Origin of the sequence: Nonomuraea rosea (assembly GCF_039539705.1) — a bacterium.
GTDB classification, from domain to species: domain Bacteria; phylum Actinomycetota; class Actinomycetes; order Streptosporangiales; family Streptosporangiaceae; genus Nonomuraea; species Nonomuraea rosea.
In genome coordinates this window covers 352,704-376,047 of sequence record NZ_BAABDQ010000007.1, presented here as the reverse complement: position 1 = coordinate 376,047, position 23,344 = coordinate 352,704, and the positions used below count along the sequence as shown (strand labels likewise).

Annotated in this window: 23 protein-coding genes and 1 pseudogene; 7 read left to right on the top strand and 17 right to left on the bottom strand. The window is 71.3% G+C overall.

The annotated features are described in order from the left end of the window. Window positions 1–237, top strand: a pseudogene (locus tag ABEA43_RS20165) (hypothetical protein); the annotation flags it as partial. Between the two features lie 593 nt (window positions 238–830). On the opposite strand, the gene ABEA43_RS20160 reads toward ABEA43_RS20165, so the two are convergent. The 3 genes from ABEA43_RS20160 to mraZ form a co-directional block, all read right to left on the bottom strand. After that, window positions 831–1,337 carry a hypothetical protein gene (locus ABEA43_RS20160; RefSeq protein WP_345563830.1) on the bottom strand — a complete coding sequence of 169 codons (507 nt, stop codon included), beginning with the start codon at window positions 1,335–1,337 and terminating at the stop codon, window positions 831–833. Then, window positions 1,330–2,292, bottom strand: coding sequence for a 16S rRNA (cytosine(1402)-N(4))-methyltransferase RsmH (rsmH, locus tag ABEA43_RS20155; RefSeq protein WP_345563829.1), 963 nt, complete (start codon window positions 2,290–2,292; stop codon window positions 1,330–1,332). Before rsmH ends, ABEA43_RS20160 begins: the two co-directional genes overlap by 8 nt. Window positions 2,293–2,509: 217 nt before the next feature. Next, window positions 2,510–2,941, bottom strand: a complete 432-nt coding sequence (mraZ, locus tag ABEA43_RS20150; protein ID WP_345563827.1) for a division/cell wall cluster transcriptional repressor MraZ — start codon at window positions 2,939–2,941, stop codon at window positions 2,510–2,512. 407 nt (window positions 2,942–3,348) lie between these two features. Between mraZ and ABEA43_RS20145 the strand changes: the two genes are divergently transcribed. From ABEA43_RS20145 to ABEA43_RS20135, 3 genes are read left to right on the top strand one after another with little or no spacing between them, the layout of a single operon-like run. After that, complete coding sequence (locus tag ABEA43_RS20145; protein WP_425570310.1) at window positions 3,349–4,386, top strand: AAA family ATPase; 1,038 nt, start codon at window positions 3,349–3,351, stop codon at window positions 4,384–4,386. Beyond that, a complete protein-coding gene (locus ABEA43_RS20140) occupies window positions 4,383–5,645 on the top strand; it encodes a DUF58 domain-containing protein (RefSeq protein WP_345563823.1) in 1,263 nt (420 codons plus the stop codon). Before ABEA43_RS20145 ends, ABEA43_RS20140 begins: the two co-directional genes overlap by 4 nt. After that, window positions 5,642–8,089, top strand: coding sequence for a transglutaminase TgpA family protein (locus ABEA43_RS20135; protein WP_345563821.1), 2,448 nt, complete (start codon window positions 5,642–5,644; stop codon window positions 8,087–8,089). Before ABEA43_RS20140 ends, ABEA43_RS20135 begins: the two co-directional genes overlap by 4 nt. Before the next feature lie 115 nt (window positions 8,090–8,204). Here ABEA43_RS20135 and ABEA43_RS20130 read toward each other — a convergent pair whose 3' ends face one another. The 8 genes from ABEA43_RS20130 to ABEA43_RS20095 all read right to left on the bottom strand — a co-directional run bounded on the left by ABEA43_RS20130 (window position 8,205) and on the right by ABEA43_RS20095 (window position 15,202). Further along, the gene (locus ABEA43_RS20130) at window positions 8,205–8,603 is read right to left on the bottom strand and encodes a DUF3040 domain-containing protein (RefSeq protein WP_138693901.1); all 399 of its coding nucleotides are present in this window, start codon (window positions 8,601–8,603) and stop codon (window positions 8,205–8,207) included. Between the two features lie 228 nt (window positions 8,604–8,831). Then, window positions 8,832–10,073 carry a DNA polymerase IV gene (locus tag ABEA43_RS20125; RefSeq protein WP_345563817.1) on the bottom strand — a complete coding sequence of 414 codons (1,242 nt, stop codon included), beginning with the start codon at window positions 10,071–10,073 and terminating at the stop codon, window positions 8,832–8,834. A gap of 72 nt (window positions 10,074–10,145) precedes the next feature. Beyond that, window positions 10,146–10,898, bottom strand: coding sequence for a methyltransferase domain-containing protein (locus ABEA43_RS20120; protein ID WP_345563815.1), 753 nt, complete (start codon window positions 10,896–10,898; stop codon window positions 10,146–10,148). Between the two features lie 49 nt (window positions 10,899–10,947). After that, window positions 10,948–11,238, bottom strand: a complete 291-nt coding sequence (locus tag ABEA43_RS20115) for a hypothetical protein (protein WP_345563814.1) — start codon at window positions 11,236–11,238, stop codon at window positions 10,948–10,950. Window positions 11,239–11,387: 149 nt separating this feature from the next. Then, complete coding sequence (nusB, locus tag ABEA43_RS20110) at window positions 11,388–11,798, bottom strand: transcription antitermination factor NusB (protein WP_345563812.1); 411 nt, start codon at window positions 11,796–11,798, stop codon at window positions 11,388–11,390. Between the two features lies 1 nt (window position 11,799). Then, window positions 11,800–12,360, bottom strand: a complete 561-nt coding sequence (gene efp / locus ABEA43_RS20105) for an elongation factor P (RefSeq protein ID WP_345563810.1) — start codon at window positions 12,358–12,360, stop codon at window positions 11,800–11,802. A gap of 26 nt (window positions 12,361–12,386) precedes the next feature. After that, window positions 12,387–13,436: a M24 family metallopeptidase gene (locus tag ABEA43_RS20100; RefSeq protein ID WP_345563809.1), complete on the bottom strand. Its 1,050-nt coding sequence runs from the start codon at window positions 13,434–13,436 to the stop codon at window positions 12,387–12,389. Between the two features lie 26 nt (window positions 13,437–13,462). Beyond that, window positions 13,463–15,202, bottom strand: coding sequence for a serine/threonine-protein kinase (locus tag ABEA43_RS20095; RefSeq protein ID WP_345563808.1), 1,740 nt, complete (start codon window positions 15,200–15,202; stop codon window positions 13,463–13,465). Between the two features lie 182 nt (window positions 15,203–15,384). On the opposite strand from ABEA43_RS20095, the gene ABEA43_RS20090 reads away from it, so the two are divergent. Next, a complete protein-coding gene (locus ABEA43_RS20090; protein ID WP_345563807.1) occupies window positions 15,385–15,612 on the top strand; it encodes a helix-turn-helix domain-containing protein in 228 nt (75 codons plus the stop codon). A gap of 42 nt (window positions 15,613–15,654) precedes the next feature. Here the strand turns inward: ABEA43_RS20090 and ABEA43_RS20085 are convergent, their stop codons facing one another. Further along, a complete protein-coding gene (locus ABEA43_RS20085) occupies window positions 15,655–16,953 on the bottom strand; it encodes a dicarboxylate/amino acid:cation symporter (RefSeq protein ID WP_345563806.1) in 1,299 nt (432 codons plus the stop codon). Window positions 16,954–17,167: 214 nt separating this feature from the next. Then, window positions 17,168–18,208 (bottom strand): LLM class F420-dependent oxidoreductase, encoded by a 1,041-nt coding sequence (locus ABEA43_RS20080; protein WP_345563805.1) that lies wholly within the window; start codon window positions 18,206–18,208, stop codon window positions 17,168–17,170. 91 nt (window positions 18,209–18,299) lie between these two features. Here ABEA43_RS20080 and ABEA43_RS20075 point away from each other — a divergent pair, with 91 nt between their 5' ends. After that, window positions 18,300–19,187 carry an endonuclease/exonuclease/phosphatase family protein gene (locus ABEA43_RS20075; protein ID WP_345563804.1) on the top strand — a complete coding sequence of 296 codons (888 nt, stop codon included), beginning with the start codon at window positions 18,300–18,302 and terminating at the stop codon, window positions 19,185–19,187. On the opposite strand, the gene ABEA43_RS20070 is transcribed toward ABEA43_RS20075, so the two are convergent. The 4 genes from ABEA43_RS20070 to ABEA43_RS20055 are packed head-to-tail and all read right to left on the bottom strand — an operon-like array spanning window position 19,173 to window position 22,785. Beyond that, window positions 19,173–19,739: a nucleotidyltransferase family protein gene (locus ABEA43_RS20070; protein WP_345563802.1), complete on the bottom strand. Its 567-nt coding sequence runs from the start codon at window positions 19,737–19,739 to the stop codon at window positions 19,173–19,175. The genes ABEA43_RS20075 and ABEA43_RS20070 overlap by 15 nt on opposite strands. After that, window positions 19,736–20,827: an XdhC family protein gene (locus ABEA43_RS20065; protein ID WP_345563839.1), complete on the bottom strand. Its 1,092-nt coding sequence runs from the start codon at window positions 20,825–20,827 to the stop codon at window positions 19,736–19,738. Before ABEA43_RS20065 ends, ABEA43_RS20070 begins: the two co-directional genes overlap by 4 nt. Beyond that, window positions 20,820–21,926, bottom strand: coding sequence for a vWA domain-containing protein (locus ABEA43_RS20060; RefSeq protein ID WP_345563800.1), 1,107 nt, complete (start codon window positions 21,924–21,926; stop codon window positions 20,820–20,822). The genes ABEA43_RS20065 and ABEA43_RS20060 overlap by 8 nt, the downstream gene beginning before the upstream one ends. Then, entirely contained in the window at window positions 21,919–22,785 is an 867-nt protein-coding gene (locus ABEA43_RS20055) for an AAA family ATPase (protein ID WP_345563798.1), read from the bottom strand. Before ABEA43_RS20055 ends, ABEA43_RS20060 begins: the two co-directional genes overlap by 8 nt. Before the next feature lie 108 nt (window positions 22,786–22,893). Here ABEA43_RS20055 and ABEA43_RS20050 point away from each other — a divergent pair, with 108 nt between their 5' ends. After that, window positions 22,894–23,301, top strand: a complete 408-nt coding sequence (locus ABEA43_RS20050) for a hypothetical protein (RefSeq protein WP_345563796.1) — start codon at window positions 22,894–22,896, stop codon at window positions 23,299–23,301. The last annotated feature ends 43 nt before the right edge of the window (window positions 23,302–23,344 follow it).

Here is a 23,344-nt window from a genome sequence, read left to right as displayed (position 1 = left end):
CGGGCCCCTGGGCGGCGGCACGTCCGCGCCGCGGTCGGCGTGCGGTCGCGGCGCCACTCCCTCGCGGCCGCGCGGCGCCTGCCTGGATCCGGCGACCGGCGGCCTGGACGGCCCAGCCTGGGTACGGCGCAACGGCCCGTCGGACTGGCCGCCCCTGCGCCGCGCGTCACCGGCGTCCGGCCGCGCGCCATCACGGCCCTGCTCACGACTGGGCTCACGACTGGGCTCACGATTTGAACCCGCGTCGCGGCGTGGCTCGCGTGGCTGCCGGGCGCCCCGCGCCCGGTCGTCGCGCTCCTGGGGGGCACGGCCTCCGGAACGCTCCGGACGCTCGCCCTCACCCCGCCCCTGCGCGGAGCGTCCTTTGGAACGATCCGAGTCGTCCCGCCCCTGGCCGGTCCTGCCACGGGAGCGTCCGCCCTCGTCACGGCCCCTGGAACGACCGTCCTCGTCACGGCCCCTGGAACGGTCACTGTCGTCGCGCGGACGCCTGCGCCCGGTGCCCTCACCCGGGCGGGACCGGCCGCGCGGCTGGTCCTCCGGGTCCTGCGGCGGACGACCCCGGGCGGCGTCGTCGCGCCCGAACGGCAGGTCGAAGGGATCGGGCCGCTTGTCGGGCTGGTCCGGCGGGTTGTCCTGCGACGGGTCCTGCGACGGTGGCTGCGACGGAGGGCGGCCCGCCCCATCGGAACGGGAGGAGCCTCCTTGGCGTCCTGCCCGTCCCGGGCCGCCCGAGCCCGACGACGTACGGCGGGCGGCGCCTGGCCCTCCCTGAGAGCCGGCGCCGCCGGCACCGCGGCCGGGACCCTGCCCCCTGCCGCCTGAGCTGCTCACCGTTCCCTGTCCACCTGGCTGGTCTGGTCGCTGGTGCTGGTGTAGCTGTTGACGTTGTCCCAGTCGGTGTGCTGGCCCTGGTTCGCGGCCATGGTGGCGATGACGCCGGGCTGCGTGTTGCGCTGGTATTCCTGGTCGATCTTCTCGTTCTCCTGGCGCGCGACCGCGATCTCCTCGCGCAGCTTGCCGTCGGTGATGGTGTCCTGGGCGAGCATGGTGTTGAGCAGCAGCAGGCTCACCAGGCCACCGGACATCAACCCGACGACGAGCAGCACGAACGGCGCGCGCTGGCGCGCCGGACGGCGCCGCGGCACGGTGCGGGACGGCCGCGCGGAGCGCTCCGCCGATGCCTCACCTGCCGCAGCGGACCGCTTGCCGGTCTCGGGGCGTGCGTCAGGACGGGGCCGCGGCTTGGACTGGTGCGGCGCCGCGGACCGGCGCGTGCCCGGCTTGGGCACGGCGCGGCGGACGGGCGCACCCCGGCCTGTCTCCTGCTCAGTCAACACGGATCCTCTCTGCCGCCCGTAGCCGGGCCGAGGCCGCCCGCGGGTTACGGGCGAGCTCTTCATCGCTTGGGAGCTCCGCTCCCCTCGTCAGCAGGCGGAACCTCGGCTGGTGAGCCGGTAGCGGGACGGGCAGCCCGGGGGGGCTGGTGTCCTTGGTTCGCGCCGTGAGGGCCTGCTTGGTGAGCCGGTCCTCAAGTGAGTGGTAGGAGAGCACGGCGACTCGCCCACCCAGCGCCAGCGCGTCGAGGGCCGCGGGCAGCGCCGCCTCCAGGGCGGTCAGCTCCGCGTTCACCTCGATCCGCAGCGCCTGGAAAGTCCTCTTCGCGGGGTTGCCCCCAGTGCGTCGCGTCGCGGCGGGAATCGCATCGCGCACGATGTCCGCAAGCCGCTTAGTCGAGGTTATTGCCTCTTTAGCCCGTTCTTTGATGATCAGGCCCGCGACACGCGGGGCGAATCGTTCCTCCCCGTAGTCACGCAGAATGCGGGTCAGCTCTCCCGCGGAGTAGGTGTTGACCACCAGCCCCGCCGTCAGCTCCTGCTGCGTGTCCATCCGCATGTCGAGTGGCGCGTCATAGGAATAGGCGAAACCCCGCTCGGCCTCGTCGAGCTGCGGCGAGGAGACGCCCAGGTCGAACAGCGCCGCGTCGATCGTGGTGTGCCCCGCCTCCGCGAGCACCTCCTCCAGGTCATCGGAGGAGGCGTGGACCAGCGTGATGCGGTCCGCGTACGGGCTCAGCCTGCGGGTCGAGAAGTCGATCGCGAACGGGTCGCGGTCGATCCCGATCAGCCGCAGCGCCGGATTGGACGCGAGCAGGGCCTCCGAGTGGCCGCCGAGGCCCAGGTTGGCGTCGACGACGACGGGCCGCGGCCCGGAAAGTGCGGGACCGAGCAGCTCCAGAACGCGCTCGAGCATCACCGGAACGTGACCGCTCGTGCCAGCGTTGTCCTCCATCTCCAACCCCCCTCTCGCGTCCTGCTCGCGGATGACGCGTACTAGCCGATCGCCGGTCTTACTGGGTCCCCACCCGGCGCCGCCCGGCCAGGTCCCCATCCGCACCCTCTTCGTGGACGCCCGCCATCTGACACCGGGGAAGGTGCATCAGCTGGCCGGCAGTGGTTGCGGGTGGAGACCTCGCCGAACGACATCACCGACGGATCGACCGTGGTAGCTACAAGGTCCCTGGCAGCACCTCCTCCGACAGATCGGCGAACGCCTGCTCCTGCGCGCTGAGATAGGTGTCCCAGGCCTGTGCGTCCCAGATCTCCAGCCGGGTGTTGGCCCCGATGACGACGCAGTCACGCTCCAGCCCGGCGTATTGGCGCAGGGTCTGCGGAATCGTGATGCGTCCTTGCTTGTCTGGTTTCTCGTCGGACGCGCTGGCGAAGAAGACGCGGCTGTAGTCACGCACCGCCTTGGCGGTGACCGGGGCGGTGCTGAGAGCCTCGGTAATGCGCTGGAACTCCTCCACGGGAAACACGTAGAGGCATCGCTCCTGGCCTTTGGTGATCACAAGACCCTCCGCCAGCTCCTCACGGTACTTAGCCGGCAGGAACAGCCGTCCCTTGTCGTCCAGACGCGGTTGATGGGTGCCGAGGAACATCGGCCCCACCTCCCGTGCCTCGTGAAGCGCTCAGCGCTGGTGCACCGGGCTCTCCACTGCGCACCACCATACTCCACTTCTCCCCACCGTCAACTGATTCGAACCGTCTTCATCATCAGTTTCCGTTGCGTTACCGCAGGTCAGAGCGATGGGGCGGAGTGGAGCGGGGTGACCGGGCGGTCAACCCTCATGGGCGTGTCGAGGGTTCGGAAGACCGTGGAAATAGGGGATCGGGCGCTTCGGGAAGACCTCCGTGGTGGAAAGTGGAGCAGCGGGCGGGGCGACGTGTCACAGGATTCGCACTGCTATGCCACAAGAACCGGAACATCCACGGGGTTCCCTGAATATCCACAAATGTCGCTCGAGAACCCACAGCGTCGTAGGGTCGTACACACAATGGAAAAGGAATGGCATGGCTCCCGCAATGGCACCAACGGGACAGCCGTCGCACTTCTCATGGAGGCCTGGTGGCAGTAACCCATGACGTCCCTCCCCAGCTCGACGAGCTGGTCTCCACAGCACACCGGATTCGGCAGGCCATCGAATCGGTGATCGAGGGAAAGAGCGACGCCGTCCGTCTCACGCTGACCGTCTTGCTCGCCGAGGGGCACCTCTTGATCGAGGACGTTCCCGGCGTCGGAAAGACCATGCTGGCCAAGGCACTCGCCCGGTCCATCGACTGCCCCGTGCGCCGGGTCCAGTTCACCCCCGACCTGTTGCCCAGCGACATCACCGGAGTGAGCGCGTACAACCAGCAGACCAGAGAGTTCGAGTTCAAGCCCGGTCCGGTGTTCGCGAACATCGTGGTCGGCGACGAGATCAACCGGGCCTCCCCCAAGACGCAGTCCGCGTTGCTGGAGTGCATGGAGGAGCACCAGGTGACGGTGGACGGGGAGACCTACCGGCTGGACGCGCCGTTCATGGTGATCGCGACCCAGAACCCCATCGAGATGGAGGGCACCTATCCCCTTCCCGAGGCGCAGCGCGACCGCTTCACCGCGCGGGTCGCGATGGGCTACCCGGAGCCGACCGCCGAGCTGGAGATGCTCGACGTGCACGGCGGCACCTCCCCGCTCGACAAGCTGGCGCCGGTCGCGACGACGGCCGAGGTGCGCGCGCTCATCGAGGCCGTACGCGGCGTCTACGTCTCACAGGCGGTCAAGAAGTACGCCATCGACCTGGTCGTGGCCACCCGCCACTCCCCCGACCTGCGGCTGGGCGGCTCACCCCGGTCCACGCTGCAGCTCGTACGGGCCGCCAGGGCGCACGCCGCGCTGGCCGGTCGCGACTACGTCATCCCCGACGACCTGCAGGACCTGGCCATCCCGGTGCTCGCGCACCGGCTGCTGCCCAGCGTCGAGGCCCAGGGACAGCGCCGGCTGCCGGAGCAGGTGGTGACCGATCTGGTGAGACGCGTGCCGGTGCCGGAGACGCGAGCGTCGTGAGAGCCGGACTGCAGGCGCTGACCTCCAGGGGCAGGTCGTTCCTCGCCTCCGGGATCGCGGCGCTGCTGATGGCCGTCATCCTGGGCGAGAACGACCTGTTCAGGATCGGGGTGCTGGTGACGGCGCTGCCGCTGCTGGCGGCGATGGTCGTGGCGCGCACGCGCTACCGGCTGAGCTGCGCCAGGCGCCTCGACCCGCCCAGGGCCGAGGTGGGCGGCGAGGCCACCGTGACCCTGCGGCTGGAGAACGTCACCCGGCTGCCGACCGGCCTGCTGCTCATCGAGGACACCGTTCCTTACGCGCTGGGCGTGCGGCCCAGGTTCGTGCTGGACCGGGTCGAGTCGCGGGGCGTGCGGGAGATCGACTACCGGGTGCGCTCGGATCTGCGTGGCCGCTACACGATCGGCCCGCTGTCCATCCGCATCGCGGACCCGTTCGGGCTGGTCGAGCTCACCCGCTCGTTCACGATCAGCGACACGCTCGTGGTGACGCCGCAGGTGGCGGCGCTGCCCCACGTACGGCTGTCGGGTGAGTGGACGGGCGGCGGCGACAGCCGTACCAGGAGTGTGGCCGCGGCGGGCGACGACGACGTCGCCCCGCGCGAATACCGGCAGGGCGACGACCTGCGGCGGGTGCACTGGCGCTCGACGGCCCGCCACGGCGAGCTGATGGTGCGCCGCGAGGAGCAGCAGTGGCAGAGCCGCGGCGCGCTCCTGCTGGACACCCGCAGGTACGCGCATCGCGGTGAGGGTCCGCGCTCGTCCTTCGAGGTGGCGGTCTCCGCCGCGGCCTCGATCGGCGTGCACCTCGCCCATGAGGGCCTGGGCCTGCGGCTGGTGACCGACCTGGGCGCGGAGCACCTGACCGACACCGGCCTGAGCTACTCGTTGCTCGACACCCTCGCCGTGGTACGGCACAGCCCCGCCCGCTCGCTGGAGATGGGCGTCTCGGCCCTGCGCCAGGGCGGCGGCGACGGGCTGATCGTGGCCGTGCTCGGCTCGCTCGACCCGGAGGAGGCGAGAGAACTGGCCAGGCTCAGGCACAGCGGGATCACCGCGGTCGCGGTGCTGCTCGACGTGAGCACGTGGGAGGGCGGCGACAGCGCGGCGGCCGAGAGCCACCAGGCCGTGCAGGCCGTGCTGGCCGGGTACGGCTGGCGCATCGTCCGCCTGCCCGCCGGCACCTCGATCGCCTCCGTCTGGCAGAACGCCGCCAGCCGCGGCAGGTACGCGGTCAACCCGGCCGGAGGTGCGGCATGAGGCTGACCGCCGCGTCAGGAGTGGCCACGTTCGCCGCGTCGATGCTGCTCTATCCGCTCTTCCAGGGCGGCGCCTGGTTCTGGACCTCGCTCGGCGCCGTGCTCGCCGTGGTCGCCGCGGGCCTGCTCAGCAGCCGCCTGTCGCTGCCCGCCTGGGCCGCGCCGCTGCTCGGGGTGGCCGCGACCTGGATCTACCTGACCGCGTCCTTCGCCGCGAGCGAGGCGTGGGCGTGGCTGGTGCCGACGAAGGAGTCGGTGGTGGAGCTCGGCAGGCTGCTGGGCGTCGGCTGGACCGACATCCAGCGCTTCGCCGCCCCCGTGCCGCCGACGGAGGGCATCACGCTGCTGACCGCGGGCGGCGTCGCGCTCATCGCGATCTGCGTGGACCTGCTCGCCGCGCGGGTGCGGCGGGCGGCGCTGGCCGGGCTGCCGCTGCTGGCGCTGGCCACCGTGCCGGCCACGATCCTGCCCGACCCGATCAGCTGGCCGGCGTTCATCATCGCGGCGCTCGGGTTCGTCAGCCTGCTGATCGCCGACGGGCGCGAGCGGGTGGGCCACTGGGGCAGGGCGGTGCTGGTCCGCAGGACCACCCGCGCCGCCTCCTCGGGCAGCTCCTCCAGCGGCCCGCGCACCGCCGCCGACACGAGTGGCCTGCGGCTGTCGGGCAAGCGCATCGGGTTCGCCGCGATCGCGCTGGCCGTGCTGCTGCCCGCGCTGCTGCCGGCGATGGAGCCGGTGTCGTTCTTCACGTTCGGCGTGGGCGGCCGGGGGATCGGCAAGGGGAACTCGATCAGCATCCCGAACCCCATCGCGAACCTGCGCGGGCAACTGGAGCTGCCCGAGCGCCGGGTGGTCCTCACCTACACCAACAACGACGACAAACCCCGCTATCTGCGGATCTACGCGCTCGACACGTTCGACGGCCAGCAGTTCGGCATGACCGAGCCGAAGGGGGCGCCGGACAACAGGACGGACAACGGCCCGCTCCCCGACCCGCCCGGGCTGGGCCCGGAGCCCAAGATCACCAGCGTGATCACCAACGTCCAGATCAGCGATGAGATCGCGCGGCTGTCCTTCCTGCCGCTGCCGTACCCGGCCAGGGAGATCCGGGTGGAGGGCGACTGGCGCGCGGACGTCGACACGCTGATGGTCTTCTCCACCCTCGACGAGGCCGCCGGCATCGAGTATCAGGTGGGCACCAGCGAGCCGGAGCCGACCGCGGACCTGCTGGACTCCCTCGACGGGACCCAGCCGCGGGCGGATTCGCGCTATCTGAAGCTGCCGGACAACCTGCCTCCCGAGATCGGCGACCTGGCCTCCCGCCTGACCGCGAACGCCTCGACGAGTTACGAGGCCGCCGTCAAGCTGCAGCAGTTCTTCACCAAGGACGGCGGCTTCACCTACAACGTGCGCACCCAGGGGCACAGCAACTCCGCCCTGCGGGACTTCCTGCTGCGTGACCGGGTGGGCTACTGCGAGCAGTTCGCCGCGTCGATGGCGGTGCTGGCCAGGCTGATCGGCATCCCGTCCAGGGTGGCGATCGGCTACACGGGCGGCACGAAGATCGGCGACCGCTGGACGGTCGGCACGAACGACTCCCACTCCTGGCCCGAGCTGTATTTCGAGGGCGTGGGCTGGCTGCCGTTCGAGCCCACTCCCGCGGGGTCGCTGGGGCAGGGCAGCGCGCGCGTGCCCGCGTACACGCAGCCGAGGCCGGAGACCACGGGCGAGGCCGTGACGCCGACGCCGGGCGCGACCAGCTCCTCCGCCGACGAGCCCGTCGACCCGTCGAACCAGCTCAACCCCCGCCAGGCGGACCGTGAGGGCCTGATCGCCACCGGCGGGCTGCCCCCGGACGACTCGATGCCGCTGATCGGCAAGATCGGCATCGGCGCGGGCGCGCTGCTGCTCCTGCTGCTGATCCCCGCCGGCGTGCGGCTGGTCACCAGGAACCGGCGCGTACGGAACCTGGGCTGGAAGGTGTCGGGGCCCTCCGACGACCTGACGGCCAGGATGGTCTCGGGCAAGGAGGCGAGGAGCCGTCACCAGTCGGTCGCCGCGGCGTGGGCCGAGCTGGACGACGTGCTGTACGACTACGGCACGCCCCGCCAGACCAGCGAGACCCCGCGGGCCCTGGCGCGGCGGCTGATCCAGCAGCACGAGTTCGGGGCGGAGCCGGCGGCGGCCGTCACGGCCATCGCCTCGGCGGTCGAGCGGGTGCTGTTCGCCCGGGATCCCGGGCAGATCGGTCCGATGAAGACGGAGCTGCGCACGGTGCGGCAGGCGCTGGCGGCCACCGTGTCACGGGGGAAGCGGGTGCGTGCGGTGCTGCTGCCGCCCTCGACCCTGCGGCGGCTGCGGAGCCTGGGCGAGCGGCTGCTCGACGGGTTCGACCTGCTGGAGAACATCAGGTTGCGACGGACGGCAGCACAGAAGAACTCCTGACGACCGACCGAGCGTGCGGCCGTCCCCCTCGCGGGGAACGGCCGCACGCTTCGCTGTCTCCACCGGATCGGCACGAATGCCGTCCTGTGCCGTCAGCCCTGGCGGTCTTCTACGCTCAGCGCTCGTCGTGACGACGGCGCCAGCGCTCTTCCATGCGCTCCATGAAGGTGCCACGGTTGCCCCGGCGGGCAGGCTTGCCCGGAGGAACGGCCGTGCCGGAGGCGGGAGCCGCGTCTCCGAACCCATTCATACGTTTCCAACTGGACAAGCCCCACAGACACGCGGCGAGCATGACCACGAAACCGCCGACGCCGAGCCAGATCAGACTCATGACCACGCCGACCATCATGATGACGACACCGAGGGCAAAGCCGATGGAGGCTTTGACCAGGCGACGCTTGTAATGGCTGCGCGGGTCACTGATCCTTACGGTGTTGGCCCACTTCGGGTCCTCGGCGTAGAGGGCCTGCTCGATCTGGTCGAGCAAGCGCTGCTCGTGCTCAGAGAGCGGCACGGCGCCTCCCAAGGACGGCCCCAGGACGGGGAAGACGGCAACGGACGACACGGGGTGTCCGAACCTCGCGGTCGGTTATCCCCAGAATACGAGGCTGTAGACGTAGGCGAAAGCAAACGTCCAACGCAGACCAAACCGGAGGTGACGTCATGGCTCCATTGTGGCCCATCTCGCCCCCCTTCCCCCAAAATCGCGACACCCACGCACCACAAAATCCGGACATCGACGTCATGTCTCTATTTCATCAAGCTTGCCACGTACAAGCGACGCTGGGAGCACCGCATCGGGACCGAATCTCCGGATCGCCTTGTCCATGGCCTGCTCGGCCTCGCGCCAGCCGGTCTCCCGCTCGCCCAGGCTGAGCTGACGGGTGGCCTCCTCGGCCGGCCGGAGATTTTCCATCCGGACCCCGACCAGGCGCAACCTCACCCGGTCGAGCCCGGCCGCCTGGAACAGCTCGCAGGCTGTGGCGTAAATCACGTGGGCGACGTCGGTCGGCTCGCGCAACGTGCGCGAGCGGTTGATCGTGGTGAAATCTGCTCGGCGTAGCTTCACACTTACAGTTCTTCCCACGTGTCCGCCCTTACGCATCCTGGCGGCGACCCGCTCGGACAGCCGCAGGAGCTCGCGCTTGATCATCTCGGGGTCGTCCACGTCCACCGCGAACGTCTCCTCGTTGCCGATGCTCTTGTCGGGGACGTGCGCGGTCACCGCGCGTTCGTCGCGTCCCCAGGCCAGCGCCGCCAGGTGGCCGCCGACGGCCTGCCCGAGCTCGCGCTGAAGGGTGTTGTGGGGCACTCTGGCCAAGTCTCCGACCGTGCGGATGCCGAGGCGTACGAGGGCCTGCTCGGTGCGCTCCCCGACCCCCCACAGGGCGGATACGGGCAGCGGGTGGAGGAAGTCCACGACCTGGTCGGCGGGCACCACCAGCAACCCGTCGGGCTTGCACTGCTTGGACGCGAGCTTTGCCACGAATTTGCTGCTCGCCACGCCGACGGAGCACGTGATGCCGAACCGGTCGAGAACCTGCTCCCTGATCATGGCGGCGATCGCGGCGGGCGTGCCGAGCCTGCGCCTGGCCCCGCCGACGTCCAGGAACGCCTCGTCGGACGCGATGGGCTCGACCATGGGGGTGATCGTGTGGAAGATCTCCATGACGCCCTTGGAGACCTCGGAGTATTTGCCGTGGCTGGGCGGGATGATCGTGGCGCGCGGGCACAGCCTGCGCGCCCGGCTCATCGGCATCGCCGAGTGCACGCCCTGGGACCTGGCCTCGTAGGTGGCGCTGAGCACGACGCCGCGCCCGGCGGGCGAGCCCACGATCACGGGCTTGCCGCGCAGCTCGGGCCGGTCGAGGAGCTCGACGCTGGCGTAGAAGGCGTCCATGTCGACATGCAGGATCGGGCAGCCGCTGTCATCGGCCCCGGTACGCGGTGCGGGGCCGATCCCGGTGATCTGCTTACGAGACACGCTGCCGATTCTATCCGAACAGGCGTTCTATACCGAGGGGAGCGGACATCGAATCTTTCCCTTCCTGCCGCCTCAGCTCCGGTGGCCGAGGACGTGGAGCTGCGTGGCGATGTCTCTCAGCACGGGATGCGTCGCGGCGGCCTGCTCCAGCGCCACCAGGCTCTCGGCGGCGCCGGGCTCCCCGTCCACGAGCCTGCTCGGCACCAGGTCGGCGAAGACCCGCACGCCGTGCACAGCGCCGATCGCGAACCCGGTCGCGCCCAGCAGCTCGACCAGTGTGTCGGCGGCGAAGCGGCGCGGCGTGGGGTCGCGGTCGCCCCAGGTGCCGCTGGGGTCGTCGAGCACGGCCCTGGCCTCGTCGAACTGGCCGGCCAGCGCCCGGTGGATGGCGCTGGCCACGGGGTTGGCGGCCAGCACGCTCACCGCGCCGCCCCTGCGCAGCACGCCCGCGACGGCGGTCAACGCGCTGATCGGGTCTTCGACGTATTCCAGCACGCTGTGGCACAGCACCAGATCGGCGCTGTCGCGGCTGAGCAGCTCGCCCAGGTCGGCGGCGTCGCCCTGCAGGCCGCGCACGCGCACGCCCTTCTCCTTGGCCCGGCGCTCCAGCGCGGCCAGCGAGTCGGGGCTCGGGTCGACGACGGTGACGGTGTGGCCGAGCACGGCCAGCGGCACGGCGAACCCGCCGGTGCCACCTCCGGCGTCCACGATGTCGAGGCCCTCGCGGCCCGTGGCCGCCGTGCGCTCGGCCAGGACGGACCGCAACGCGTCCCAGACGACGGCGGTCCGCACCGCCGGGGTCCTCGTGACGCCTTCAGCACGCAACGTCGGCTCCTTCTCCCTCGCGAACTGCTTCTTCGCGGACGGGCCCAGCCTACGCCGTATGCGGGATCGCCCGCTCCCGACCGGGCGCGGCCTTCTCCTCCTCCGCGCCCAGCGGGTCGCCCTCCTCCTTGATCCGGGCGAACCACTTGCCGCGCACGGAGAAGGCGGGAGTGCCGTACCTGGTCTTCTCTGGGGTCTCCGGCAGCGCCGGCGCGATCCTGCGGACGTCGTCCTCGATCACCATGACGCGGCGACCCTTGCAGGGGAGTGCGTCGGAGAAGGGCGCGTCGCGGCTGGTGACGCGCCACTTCTCCGGAGGCCGGAGACGCTCCGGCCACACGGTCAGGCTCCGCTTCCCGAAGACGGGCGCTGTGCCTGACCGCGCGGCTGCACACGTCCCTCGCCTTCGCGAGCCGTGCAGGCTGGCGTGGTTGGAACGTACCCCGAACGCGCGACCCTGCCCCGCCTAAACCCACCCAAACAGGGTGTCTAAAGGGTGAGGCTTGGCTTGAGCTGCTTGAAGCGGGCCAGCAGACCGTTGATGAACTGGGGGGACTCGTCGGTGGAGAGCTCCCCTGCCAGGTGCACCCACTCGCTGATGACCACACCCTCGGGCACGTCCGGCACCCACAGCAGCTCGTACGTGCCGCCGCGCAGCAGGTTTCGGTCAACGGCCGGCATGCGGTCGAGGGTCCAGCCCTCGGCATACGTGGTGATCAGCTCGTCGATGCGCTCGTGGTGCCTGGCGACGCCCTCGACGAGGGCCGAGGTGTATTCGTTGACCGGCGGCTCCTGCCGCTCCACGCGCTCAGCGAGGACCTTCAGCGGATCCTCGCTGCGCAGCTCGGCCTCGAACAGGATGTCGAGGGCCCGTCTGCGTGCCTTGCCGCGTGCCGACACCTCAGGCCCGGCCGAGGTATTCGCCGCTACGGGTGTCGACCTTGACCTTTTCGCCGGTGGTGATGAACAGCGGCACCTTGATCTCGGCGCCGGTCTCCAGCGTGGCGGGCTTGGTGCCGCCGGTGGAGCGGTCGCCCTGCAGGCCGGGCTCGGTGCTGGCGATGGTCAGCTCGGCGGCGGCGGGCAGGTCGACGTAGAGCGCGGCGCCCTCGTTGAAGGCGATCGTCGCCAGGGTGTTCTCCAGCATGTAGTTGGCGGCGGTGCCGACGGTGACGCCGGGCACGTTGACCATGTCGTAGGTCTCGGTGTCCATGAAGACGAAGTCGTCGCCGTCCTTGTACGAGTACTGCATCTCGCGCTTGTCGACGTTGGCCACCTCGACCTTGACCCCGGCGTTGAAGGTCTTGTCCACGACCTTTCCGGAGAGCACGTTCTTGAGCTTGGTGCGCACGAACGCGCCGCCCTTGCCCGGCTTGACATGCTGGAACTCCACAACGGCCCACAGGTCACCGCCGTCGAGCTTCAGCACCATGCCGTTCTTGAGGTCGTTGGTCGTCGCCACTCGTTCTTCTCCCGCGTGCGGCCGCTCTAAAGGACGAGCAGCTCCTTGGTGGTCTTGGTGAAGAGTTCCGGCCCGCCCTCACGTGTCACGAGGGTGTCCTCGATGCGAACCCCTCCCCGGCCCGGGAGGTAGACCCCAGGCTCGACGGTGATCGGAACTCGATCCTCTAGTCTACCGGTACGCGAGGGGCCCAGGAACGGCTCCTCGTGGATCTCCAGGCCGACTCCGTGCCCCAGCCCATGACGGAAGTGACCGCCGTGGCCCGCGTGCTCGATCACCGAGCGGGCCGCCGCGTCCACCTCCTTGGCCCCCGCGCCGGGGGCGAGCGCGTGCCGGCCGGCCCGCTGCGCCGCCGCGACCAGGTCGTAGACCTCGCGCTGCCAGGCGGCGGGCGGGCCGAGGCACACCGTCCTGGTCATGTCGGCGTGGTAGCCCTGGTAACGGGCGCCGAAGTCCATGGTGACCAGGTCGCCGGCGCGCAGCTCCCGGCCCGTGGGGGCGTGGTGCGGGATGGCGCCGTTCTCGCCCGCGGCCACGATCGTGTCGAACGCCGGCTGGTCGGCGCCCAGCTCGGTCATGCGGTTCTCGATGAGGCGGGCCAGGTCGCGCTCGGTCATCCCGGGCGCGATCCGCGTCACGACGTCGGCGAACGCCTGGTCGGTGAGCTCGCAGGCGGTACGCAGGAGCGCCAGCTCATCCTCGTCCTTGACCGCGCGCAGCAGCTCGACGACCGGCCCCAGCGGCACCGGCCCCGCGTCCTGCCCCTCGCACAGCCGGCGGTACGTCGCCACGCTCATGCTCTCCGCCTCGATGCCGGCGCCCGGCGTCATCAGCCTGCCCACCACGTCCGGGGCCTCGACGGAGTGAACGTCCAGCGTGCGCGCCTGCTCGATGTAGCGGTTGTCGGTGGCCAGCAGCGCCGACCCGTCGGCTCCGACCAGGACGGCCGCGTTCGAGCTGGACAGGCCGGTGAGGTAGCGGACGTTGACGGGGGACGTGACGAGCAGGGCGGGGACCTCGCGGGCGGGCAGCAGCTCGGCCAGCCGCGCCCGGCGCGCCGGGTAGTCGAAGGTCATTGCGCCAATGTACGTTCCGGCGCCTCCTAGTCGTTCGGGAGCCGCCAATCGCGCACGAAATCCGCCAGCGGCCCGGTCGTGCTCATGTCGCCCTTCTCCTGTGCCCGCCGCAAGTCGTCGTAGATGCCCGCGATCTGGCTCAGGCCGGGGTCGGCGTGCTTGTCCTGAAATTTCCGGCCCGCCTTCCTGATCTTCTCGTGGGCCTTGGCGGCGACGGCCGGGTTGATCCCGCCCAGGGCCTCCTGCGACGTCAGCGCATCGTCGAACGCCTCCAGCCACCTGCTCCACCCGCCGCGCGGGACCTCGGAGCCCAGGGTCGCCTTGGGCGCCGCCGTCTCGCGCAGGGAGTCGGGCGTTTCTGGCCCGATGGTGGTCACGAGGTCCTGGGAGGGCTCGCTGGAGGGCGACAGGGTGGGGGGCGGCTCGGTCGGTAGCGGAGCGGTGGTGGGTGCGGCAGTGGGAGTGACGACCGGCTTCTCGCCTGAGCCGGCCCACAGCACCATGCCCACGGTCACGGCCATGATGACCGCCACGGCCGCGCCGAGCTGCACGAACAGCTTGCGGTTCGACGAGGGCGGGGGGTCCAGCTCGCCCGCCTCGAAGATCGCGGTGTCACCGGCGCGGGGCGTCGGGCCCGGCTGCGTCCTGGGCCCGCCCGGTCCTCCGGGACCTCCGAACTCGTAGACCTCGGTGGCACCCGCACCCGCGCCCGCGCCTGCCCCAGCGGGTCCGCCTGGCCCACGGGATCCACCGGGTCCGCCCGGTCCGCCAGGGCCACCGGGTCCGCCGGCGCTCTGCCCGGCACCGGCCTGCGCGGCGCCCGCCACGAGGCCGGGGTCGCGGAGCGAGGCCCCGGTGACGGGCGGCTGGGCGGCCGGGTTCGAGCGCGGCCTGGCGATGGCCGCCAGCGCCCGCCTGATCGTCTCACCGCTGGCGGGCCGCCGCGCCGGGTCCTCCGCGATCATGGCCAGGACCAGCCGATCCAGCTCGGCGGACACCTCACTCCTGTACGTGCTGGGCGGAACGGGCGCACCCCTGCCGCCTCCCGAGGCGTCCGCCCCAGTGCCGGGCGGAACGGGCCCACCCCCGCCGCCACCGGAAGCGTCCGCCCCAGTGCCGGGCGGTACGGGCGCACCCCCACCGGAGGCGTCCGTACCGGTGCCGGGCGCGTCGGCGTCGAAGGGCGGGCGGCCGCACAGCAGCTCGTAGCAGACGCACCCGAGCCCGTACAGATCGCCCGGCGCCTGCGCCTCCTGCCCCGCGGTCCGCTCCGGCGCCACGTACCGGGCGTCCCGGGCCGGGGCCTCGCGATCGTCCATCCCGAACCCGACGACCTTGAGCACCCCGCTCCCGGCCCGGCGGAAGCTGTCGGGACCGACCTGCCCGTGCACGACCCCGGCCCGGTGCGCGGCGTCGAGGCCCGCCGCCGCCTGCCCGACCAGGTCGCACACGTCGACGATCCGCAGCGGCCCGCCCTGCGCGGCCAGCTCCTCGCCGAGGCTGAGCCCGGTGAGATACTCCATCACCAGGAACGGGGCCCCGTCGCGGTCGCCGACGTCCAGCACCATGGCCACGTTCGGGTGGATGACCCTGGCCACGGCCTGGGCGTGCTGCCTGAGCACCTCCCGGGTGGCGGCCCCCGCCGCCTTGGCGCCGAGCACCTTGACGGCCACGACCCAGTCGGCCCGCGTGTCGTACCCCCGCCACACCTCGCCCATCGGCCCGTGACCGATGAGCTCGTCGAGCCGGTACCGGTCAGCGACCAAGGCACGCTCCGTCGCGTCGGACATATCCCCGCCAATTACTCGAACATCAGGATTCCGACCAACCATAGGGCCCCGCCGCCACTCCCGCCCCACCATCGCCCGCGCACGGCGAGGGCATCCCGGCTCGCCATCGCACTCTTCGACGCGCCGAACGGCCTCGGCATCCCCTGCGCGTCTTCGACGTGCCGGTCGCGGGCCTGCTCTACTTACTGCTCTGGGCGCCGGGAACGGCGACGGGACTGTTCGCGCTGTTCACGGTCACCCGGGCGCTGGGCAGGGCGCGGTCGGGCGACAGGGCGCTGTTCTCCGTGGCCACGGCGGGCCATCTGCGGTTCTCCACGCTGACCCGGCTGTGCGAGGCGCTCGGATGCCGGCCCGGCGATCTGCTGACGTACGAAACGCATGAATAGGAAAAGGGGCGGGAGGCCCGCCCCTTTTCGTCCGGCTCGCGGTCAGGCGGTCGCCGGCTCGGGCACCCGCGGCGCGCGCGGCGCGTGCGGCCCCGGGGCGTCGTCGAGCGGCTGCGGCGGCGCGTTGAAGACGCTCTCGTCCAGGCGGCCCTCGGAACGGGCGACCAGAACGGGGACGACGAGCTGCCCGGCGACGTTGGTGGCCGTGCGGATCATGTCCAGGATCGGGTCGATGGCCAGCAGCAGGCCGACGCCCTCAAGCGGCAGCCCCAGCGTGCTGAGCGTGAGCGTCAGCATGACGATCGCGCCGGTCAGGCCCGCCGTGGCGGCCGAGCCGACCACCGAGACGAACGCGATCAGCAGGTAGTCGCCCACCCCGAGCTGCACGCCGAACACCTGGGCCACGAAGATCGCGGCCAGCGCCGGGTAGACCGAGGCGCAGCCGTCCATCTTGGTGGTCGCGCCGAACGGGACGGCGAACGCCGCGTAGTCGCGGTCCACGCCGTTGCGCTCGATCGTGACCCGCTGCGTCAGCGGCAGCGTGCCGACCGAGGACCGCGAGACGAAGGCCAGCTCGATCGCCGGCCAGGCGTTGCGGAAGAACCGTACCGGGCTGACCTTGCCCCACACCGCCAGCAGCGTCGGGTAGACGGCGAGCAGCACGATGAAGCAGCCGATGTAGACGGCGGCGCTGAACTTGGCCAGCGGCGCCAGCAGGTCCCAGCCGTAGGTGGACACGGCCTTGCCGATCAGTCCCGCCGTGCCGATGGGCGCCAGCCTGATGACCCACCACAGGGCCTTCTGGACCAGTTCGAGCACGGAACGGCTGAGGCTCAGGAACGGCTCCGCCTTGTCGCCGATCGCCAGCGCCGCCGCACCGAGCACGATCCCCAGGAAGACGATCTGGAGGACGTTCACCTCGGTGAAGGCGGTGACGACGTTCGTCGGGAGGATGCCGGTGACGAAGTCGAGCCAGGTGCCGGCGTTCTCGGGGGCCTTGGCGGCGCCGGTGTCGAGGCTGACGCCCTGGCCGGGGTTGACGATCAGGCCGAGCCCGATGGCGAAGGCCACCGAGACGAACGCGGTGACGAAGAACCACAGCAGCGTCTTGGACGCGAGCCTGGCGGCCCCGTTGACGTTGCGCAGGTTGGCCACGCTGACCAGCACGGCGGTGAAGACCAGCGGCGGCACGGCCAGCTTGAGCAGCTGGACGAAGATCTGGCCGACCTTGGTCAGGGTCTCGGCCAGCCAGGCCACGTCCCAGATCTTGGCGGTGAACCCCAGCGCGACGCCGGCCGCGAGGCCGAGCAGCAGCTGCAGGGAGAAAGAGAATCTCTTCACGGGAGAGGACACTCCGGAGAACGGCATGCCGAAGGCACGCGAGGTGAGGGATGGACGATCGCGGGCTGCGGTCAGCGACAGATCGACCCGTGCCACCGGCACAGGTCGATGTGCAGCCGCTCGACGAGCCACACGAACACCAGCGAGAACCTCACGAGGCGCTTCAACACCCGTGAAACGGGGTCAATTCCCCCAAAGGGTGTGATTCAGCTCACTAGGCGGCGATCTCCTTGATCCGCTCGATCAGCCGCACCCGGTCCTCGTGCGTCTTCCCGAACGGCGCCACGTTGAGCGTGGTCACCCCCGACTCCTTCATCGCCTGCACGCGGTCACGGACGAAGCCCTCGCTGCCGATCAGCGACATCTTCTCCAGCAGCTCCCGGGGCACGGCCGCGGCCGCCGCGTCCTTCTTGCCCTCCAGGTAGAGGTCCTGGATCAGCTCGGCCTCCTTCTCGTAGCCGTAGCGCCTGGCCAGGTCGTTGTAGAAGTTCTTGCCCTTGGCGCCCATGCCGCCGATGTAGAGGGCCGCCATCGGCCGGCCGAACTCCAGCAGCCCCGCCACGTCGTCGCCGATCGCCAGCGACGCCTGGGCGATCACGTCGAGCGCGCCCAGCTCGGGGTCGCGCTTGGCCTGGCCCGCGGCCAGCGAGGGGCCCCAGACGTCGGCGGCCTTCTCCGGCACGTAGAAGATCGGCTCCCAGCCCTCGGCCAGCTCGGCGGTCAGCTCGACGTTCTTGGGGCCGATCGCGGCGACGACGACCGGGATGCGGGACCGTACGGGATGGTTGATGATCTTCAGGGCCTTGCCCAGGCCGGTGCCCTGGTCCGGCGGGAGCGGCACCGTGTAGTGCCGGCCGTCGTGCTGCAGGCGCTCGCGCCGCCACACCTGGCGGCAGATCTCGATGACCTCCCTGGTACGCCCGAGCGGCGCGGTGTACGGGACCCCGTGGAACCCCTCGATCACCTGCGGCCCCGAGGCGCCGATCCCGAGCGTGAAGCGCCCGTCGGAGACGTAGTCGAGGCCCGCGGCCGTCATGGCCATCAGCGTCGGCGTACGCGAGTAGATGGGCAGGATGCCGGAGGCGATCTCCAGCCGCTCGGTCTTGGCCGCGATGTAGCCGAGCTGGCTGACGGCGTCGAACGTGTAGGCCTCGGCCACGAAGACGATGTCGAGCCCGGCCCTCTCGTAGTCGGCCAGCTCGGCCACCGACGCCTTGAAATCGCCCGAGTAGTTGAGTGCCATACCGATCCGCATGCCGGGCTCCCGTGAACCGAATGATATTCCGTTTAGACCGGAACAGGTTATCGCGCCGGCGTCCCGGGGTGGAGCGGCTAGCCTGGTTCGAGTGCTGAGCCGGGTAGTCGTCGTCGTTTCCGCCGTGGTGGCCATCGCCCTGGCGGGGCATCAGCTGATCCCGGCGCTCGGCGGATTCACGCCGGTGATGGAGAGCCTGCTGCCCTGGCTGGGCGTGAGCGTCCCGGTGCTGCTCGTCGCCGGCGTCCTGGCACGTTCCCGGGTCGCCTCCGCGGCGGCGCTGGTGCCGGGGGTGGTGTGGGCGGTGATGTTCGGCTCGACGCTGTTCCGCACGCCGCCCGGCGGGCCCAGCGACCTGGCCGTCGGCACCGTCAACGTGGGCGTGCGCAACAGCGCCTCGGGCGAGGCCGTCCGCACGATCGCCGAGGACCTCGACCTGCTCGCCGCCCAGGAGCTCACCGGCGGCGGGCCCGCGGCCAAGCAGCTCAACAAGATGTTCAAATACCACTATCCGGTCAGCACCGTCGGCCTGTGGAGCCGCTACCCGATCAGCGAGACCAAGCCGCTCGACGTCGGCCTGGGCTGGCCGCGGGCGCTGCGCGCGGTGGTCACCACCCCCAAGGGCAAGGTGACCGTCTACGTCATGCACCTGGCCTCCGCCCGTCCTGGGGCCACCACCTCGCGCGACGCCTCGCTCGCGGCCGCGCGCAAGCTCATCGACGCCGACCCCAGCAAGCGCATCCTGCTGCTCGGCGACCTCAACACCGCCACCACCGACCGCGGCATGCGCGGGCTGACCCCGCCGCTGACCGACGCCCAGGGCGCGGCGGGCGACGGGTTCGGGTTCACCTGGCCGTCGGAGTTCCCGGTCACCCGGCCGGACCACATCCTGTACAAGGGGATGACGGCCACGAAGGCGGGCGTGGCGCCCGCGACCGGCAGCGACCACCGGGCGGCCGTGGCCTCACTGCGCTTCTAGGCGGCGCAGGTCCTCGGGGGTGTCGATGTCGGCGGGGTCGCCGTGCTCGTCGCACGGCACCTCGGTGACCAGCTCGGGGTGCGCCTTCATGAACGGCCTGGCCCCCGCGTCGCCCACGGCCAGCCCGGCCACCTCGGCGAAGTGCCCGCGGGCGATCAGCACGGGGTTCCTGCGCCGTCCCCCGTAGGTGGCGACGGCCAGCCCGGCGCCCGCGCCGATCAGCGCGCGCACCGCGCCGGGCCGGATGAGCGGCTGGTCGGCCAGCGCGACCACGACGAACTCCGCCTCGTCCGGCAGCGCGCCGAGCCCGACCCGCAGGGACGAGCCCATGCCGGTCGCCCAGCCGGGGTTGCGCACCGTGATCGCGCCCCGCACCTGTACGGTCGCCGCGCCCAGCACGACCACGACCGGATGGCAGCCGCCCTCCTCCAGCAGCCGCACGCCGCGATCGACCAGCCGCTCGCCCTCGAACTCGAGCAGCGCCTTGGGCGTCCCCAGCCGGCTGCCCTCGCCCGCGGCCAGGAGGATTCCGGCGACCCTGGAGGTCTTCACGACGCCTCGTGGTGGATGCGGCCCTCCGTGTCGGACAGCGCCCGGCCGGAGCCGCCCCAGCGCAGCTGGATCAGCTCGGCGGCGATCGACACGGCCGTCTCCTCGGGGGTGCGCGCGCCGAGGTCGAGGCCGATGGGCGAGCGCAGCCTGGCCAGCTCGGCGTCGGTGATGCCGGACTCGCGCAGCCGTACGAGCCGGTCCTCGTGGGTGCGGCGCGAGCCCATGGCGCCCACGTAGCCCGCCTCGGTGCGCAGCGCCACCTCCAGGAGCGGCACGTCGAACTTCGGGTCGTGGGTGAGCACGCAGATCACCGTACGCTCGTCCACCTGCACCGAGGCCAGGTAGTCGTGGGGCCACTTGACCACCACCTCGTCGGCGTCGGGGAAGCGCTTGGCGGTGGCGAAGACCGGGCGGGCGTCGCAGACCGTCACGTGGTAGCCCAGGAACTTGCCGACCCTGGCCACCGCCGCGGCGAAGTCGATCGCCCCGAACACGAGCATGCGCGGCGGCGGCGCGAACGACTGGACGAACACCGACAGGTCGTCCAGCCGCCGCTCCCCCTGCCCGCCGTAGTGCCTGATGCCGGTCAGCCCCTGGGCCAGCATGCCGCGGGCGTCGTCGTCCACGGCCTCGTCGAGGCGTCCGAGGCCCAGGGTGCCCGACGAGCGGTCCGGCCAGATGATCCGGCGGGCGCCGATGGCCCCAGGGCCGGAGATGATGGTGGCCACGGCGACCGGCACGTGCGCCTCCACGGACGCCGCGATCTCCCCCAGCTCGGGGAACGTCTCGATCGAGATGGGCTCGACGAGGATGTCGATGATGCCGCCGCAGGTGAGCCCGACGGCGAACGCGTCGTCGTCGGTGACGCCGTACCGCTGCAGGACGGGCGCGTCGATGTCGGCGGCCAGCTCGAACACCGCGCCTTCGACGCAGCCGCCCGACACGCTGCCGACGACCTCGTCGCCGCGCACCGCCATCGCCGCGCCCGGCGGCCGCGGCGCGCTGCTCCACGTGCCCACCACCGTCGCCAGCCCGAACCTGAGCCCCGACCTCCACCACCGCATGATCTCCGGCAGCACGTCACGCATGGGCGAGCCTTTCACTGAGTTGTTCATAGGCGGCCAGGCTGTGCCCGGCCACCAGTTCGTCGAGGTACGGCAGGGCGGCCCGCATGCCCCCGGTGAGCGGCTGATAGTCCTCGTACCCCTTGTGCGGGTTGACCCAGATCACGCGGTGCGCCTGCCTGGAGAGCCGGGCCATCTGGGTGCCCAGCAGCTCCGGGTCGCCACGCTCCCACCCGTCCGAGGCGATCACCGCCATCGCGCCCCGCGCGCTGTAACGGGCGAGATATTCCCTGAGTTCCTCGCCCAGCCGGGTTCCGCCGCTCCAGTCGGGGACGGCCCTGGACACCTCGTTCAGCGCGGTGCCCGGGTCGCGGTGGCGCAGCTCGGCCGTGATCGAGGTGAGCCTGGTGCCGACCGAGTAGACCCTGGTGGCCCGCGGCTCGCTGCGCACCAGGGCATGGGCGAACCGCAGCAGGGTCTCGGCGTAGGGGGCCATCGATCCGCTCACGTCCACGAACAGGACGACCATCCGCGGCCTGGTGGTGTGCCTGCGGTGCCGGAGCCGGGCGACCTCGCCCTTCCTGAGCGCGTCGCGGATGGTGCGGCGCTGGTCGAGCGCGCCCCTGTGCGCGCTCTCGAACCGCCGCGAGCGCCGCCGCGCCCGGCCGCTCTTCAGCATGGCCAGCATCCTGTGCACCTCGGCCCGCTCCGCGTCGGTCAGCCTGGCCACGTCCCGGTGCCGCAGCACCTCGGTCCGGCTCGCCGTCGCGGGCGCCGCCGACCCGTCGTCGCCGTCCGCGCCGTCGCCCTGCGCGGCCAGGTGCCGGGTGACGCTGGTCGTGCTCGTACGGGCCACCGCCGCCTTCTGGCCGCCGAAGTAGGCGGCGAAGCACCGGTCGTACCTGGGCAGGTCGTCGGGCGTGGCGCACAACGTGAACCGGCCGGCCCAGTAGACCTCGCCCGAGTCGGTCACGTCGAGGTGGTCGAGTGCCTGCATGAGGTTCCGCGTCCGCTCGTGGTCGGCCGCGACCCCGGCCGCGCGCAACGTCCTGGCGAACCCGGTCATGGTGGCGGCGACGTCGCCCACGGCGTCGGCTGTGCCATTGATGGGGGTGTCATTCATGGCCGAGCAGCCCGTTGCCGAGCACCTTCGCGATGTCCTCGCGGTATTTCAGCGCCGCGCCCAGCGTGGCGGCGGCCCGGCCCGGGTCGAGCTCCTTCGCGCCCAGCGTCAGCAGCGCCTCCGTCCAGTCGAGCGTCTCCGCGACGCCGGGCGGCTTGACCAGGTCGGCCTGCCGCAGCCGCTCGGCCGCCCGCGCCACCTGAAAGGCCAGCGTCTCGGTGCACTCGGGCAGCCGCCGCAGCAGGATGGCGACCTCGCGGTCGAAGCTCGGGTGCTCCAGCCAGTGGTAGAGGCAGCGCCGCTTGAGCGCGTCGTGCACCTCACGCGTCCGGTTGGAGGTCACCACGACCACGGGCGGCGTCCTGGCCTTGATCGTGCCCAGCTCGGGGATGGAGATCGTGAAATCGGAGAGCACTTCGAGCAGGAACGCCTCGAACTCGTCGTCGGCCCGGTCGATCTCGTCCACGAGCAGCACGCTGGGCTGCGTCTCGACGGCCCTCAGCAGCGGCCGGGCGATCAGGAACCGCCGGTCGTAGATCTCCCCTTCGAGCCTGCTCACGTCGGTGATGCCGGCGGCCTCGGCGGCTTTGAGGTGGAGGAGCTGGCGGGCGAAGTCCCAGTCGTACAGGGCCTGGGCCGCGTCCAGCCCCTCGTAGCACTGCAGCCTGATGAGCGGAGCCTTGAGCAGGCTCGCAAGGGTCTTGGCCAGCTCGGTCTTCCCGACCCCCGCCTCCCCCTCGAGGAACAGCGGCCGGCCCATCCGCAGCGCCAGGAAGGCAGCCGTCGCCAGTCCTTCGTCGGCCAGGTACGTGTGCCGGTCGAGAAGCTCGATGAGCTTCTCCGGCGACTCGATGTCCATTGCCTTGATTGTCCGCCGCAGCACGCCTTCAGGCTACGTCGACACCCGGCTCCGCGATATCGGCCGCCCCAACCATCGCTCACAGTAAAGTGCCGATCACTCGAGACAGTGCAAGCGTTCGCGCAGACCCTGACCAGTCTCGATGACGACTACAGCCTCCTCTACTACGACTTCCTGCGTCTGCAGCTCACCGAGAAGATCCGCACCCAACTGGAGGAAGACATGATCGACATCCGCGAACATGTCCGTAACCGCCTTCCCGACCGCTTCACCCAGCCCATCGAAGACGCGGCGGAAGCGCGAGGCGAGGCCCGTGGAGAGGCCCGTGGAGAAGCGCGAGGCGAGGTGCGCGCCGAGATCCGGTCGCTGTTCACGGTGCTGGAGGCCCGCAGGCTGACGATCACGGACGAACGCCGCGCCGCCATCGAGGCATGCGAGGACAGGGACCTGCTTCTCACCTGGATCGCCCACGCCGTCACGGCTGAGACGGTGGCCCAGATCTTCGGCGAGGCCTGAGCGCCCGTGCCGCCCCCGCCCGGTAGGGGCGGGCGCGGCACGG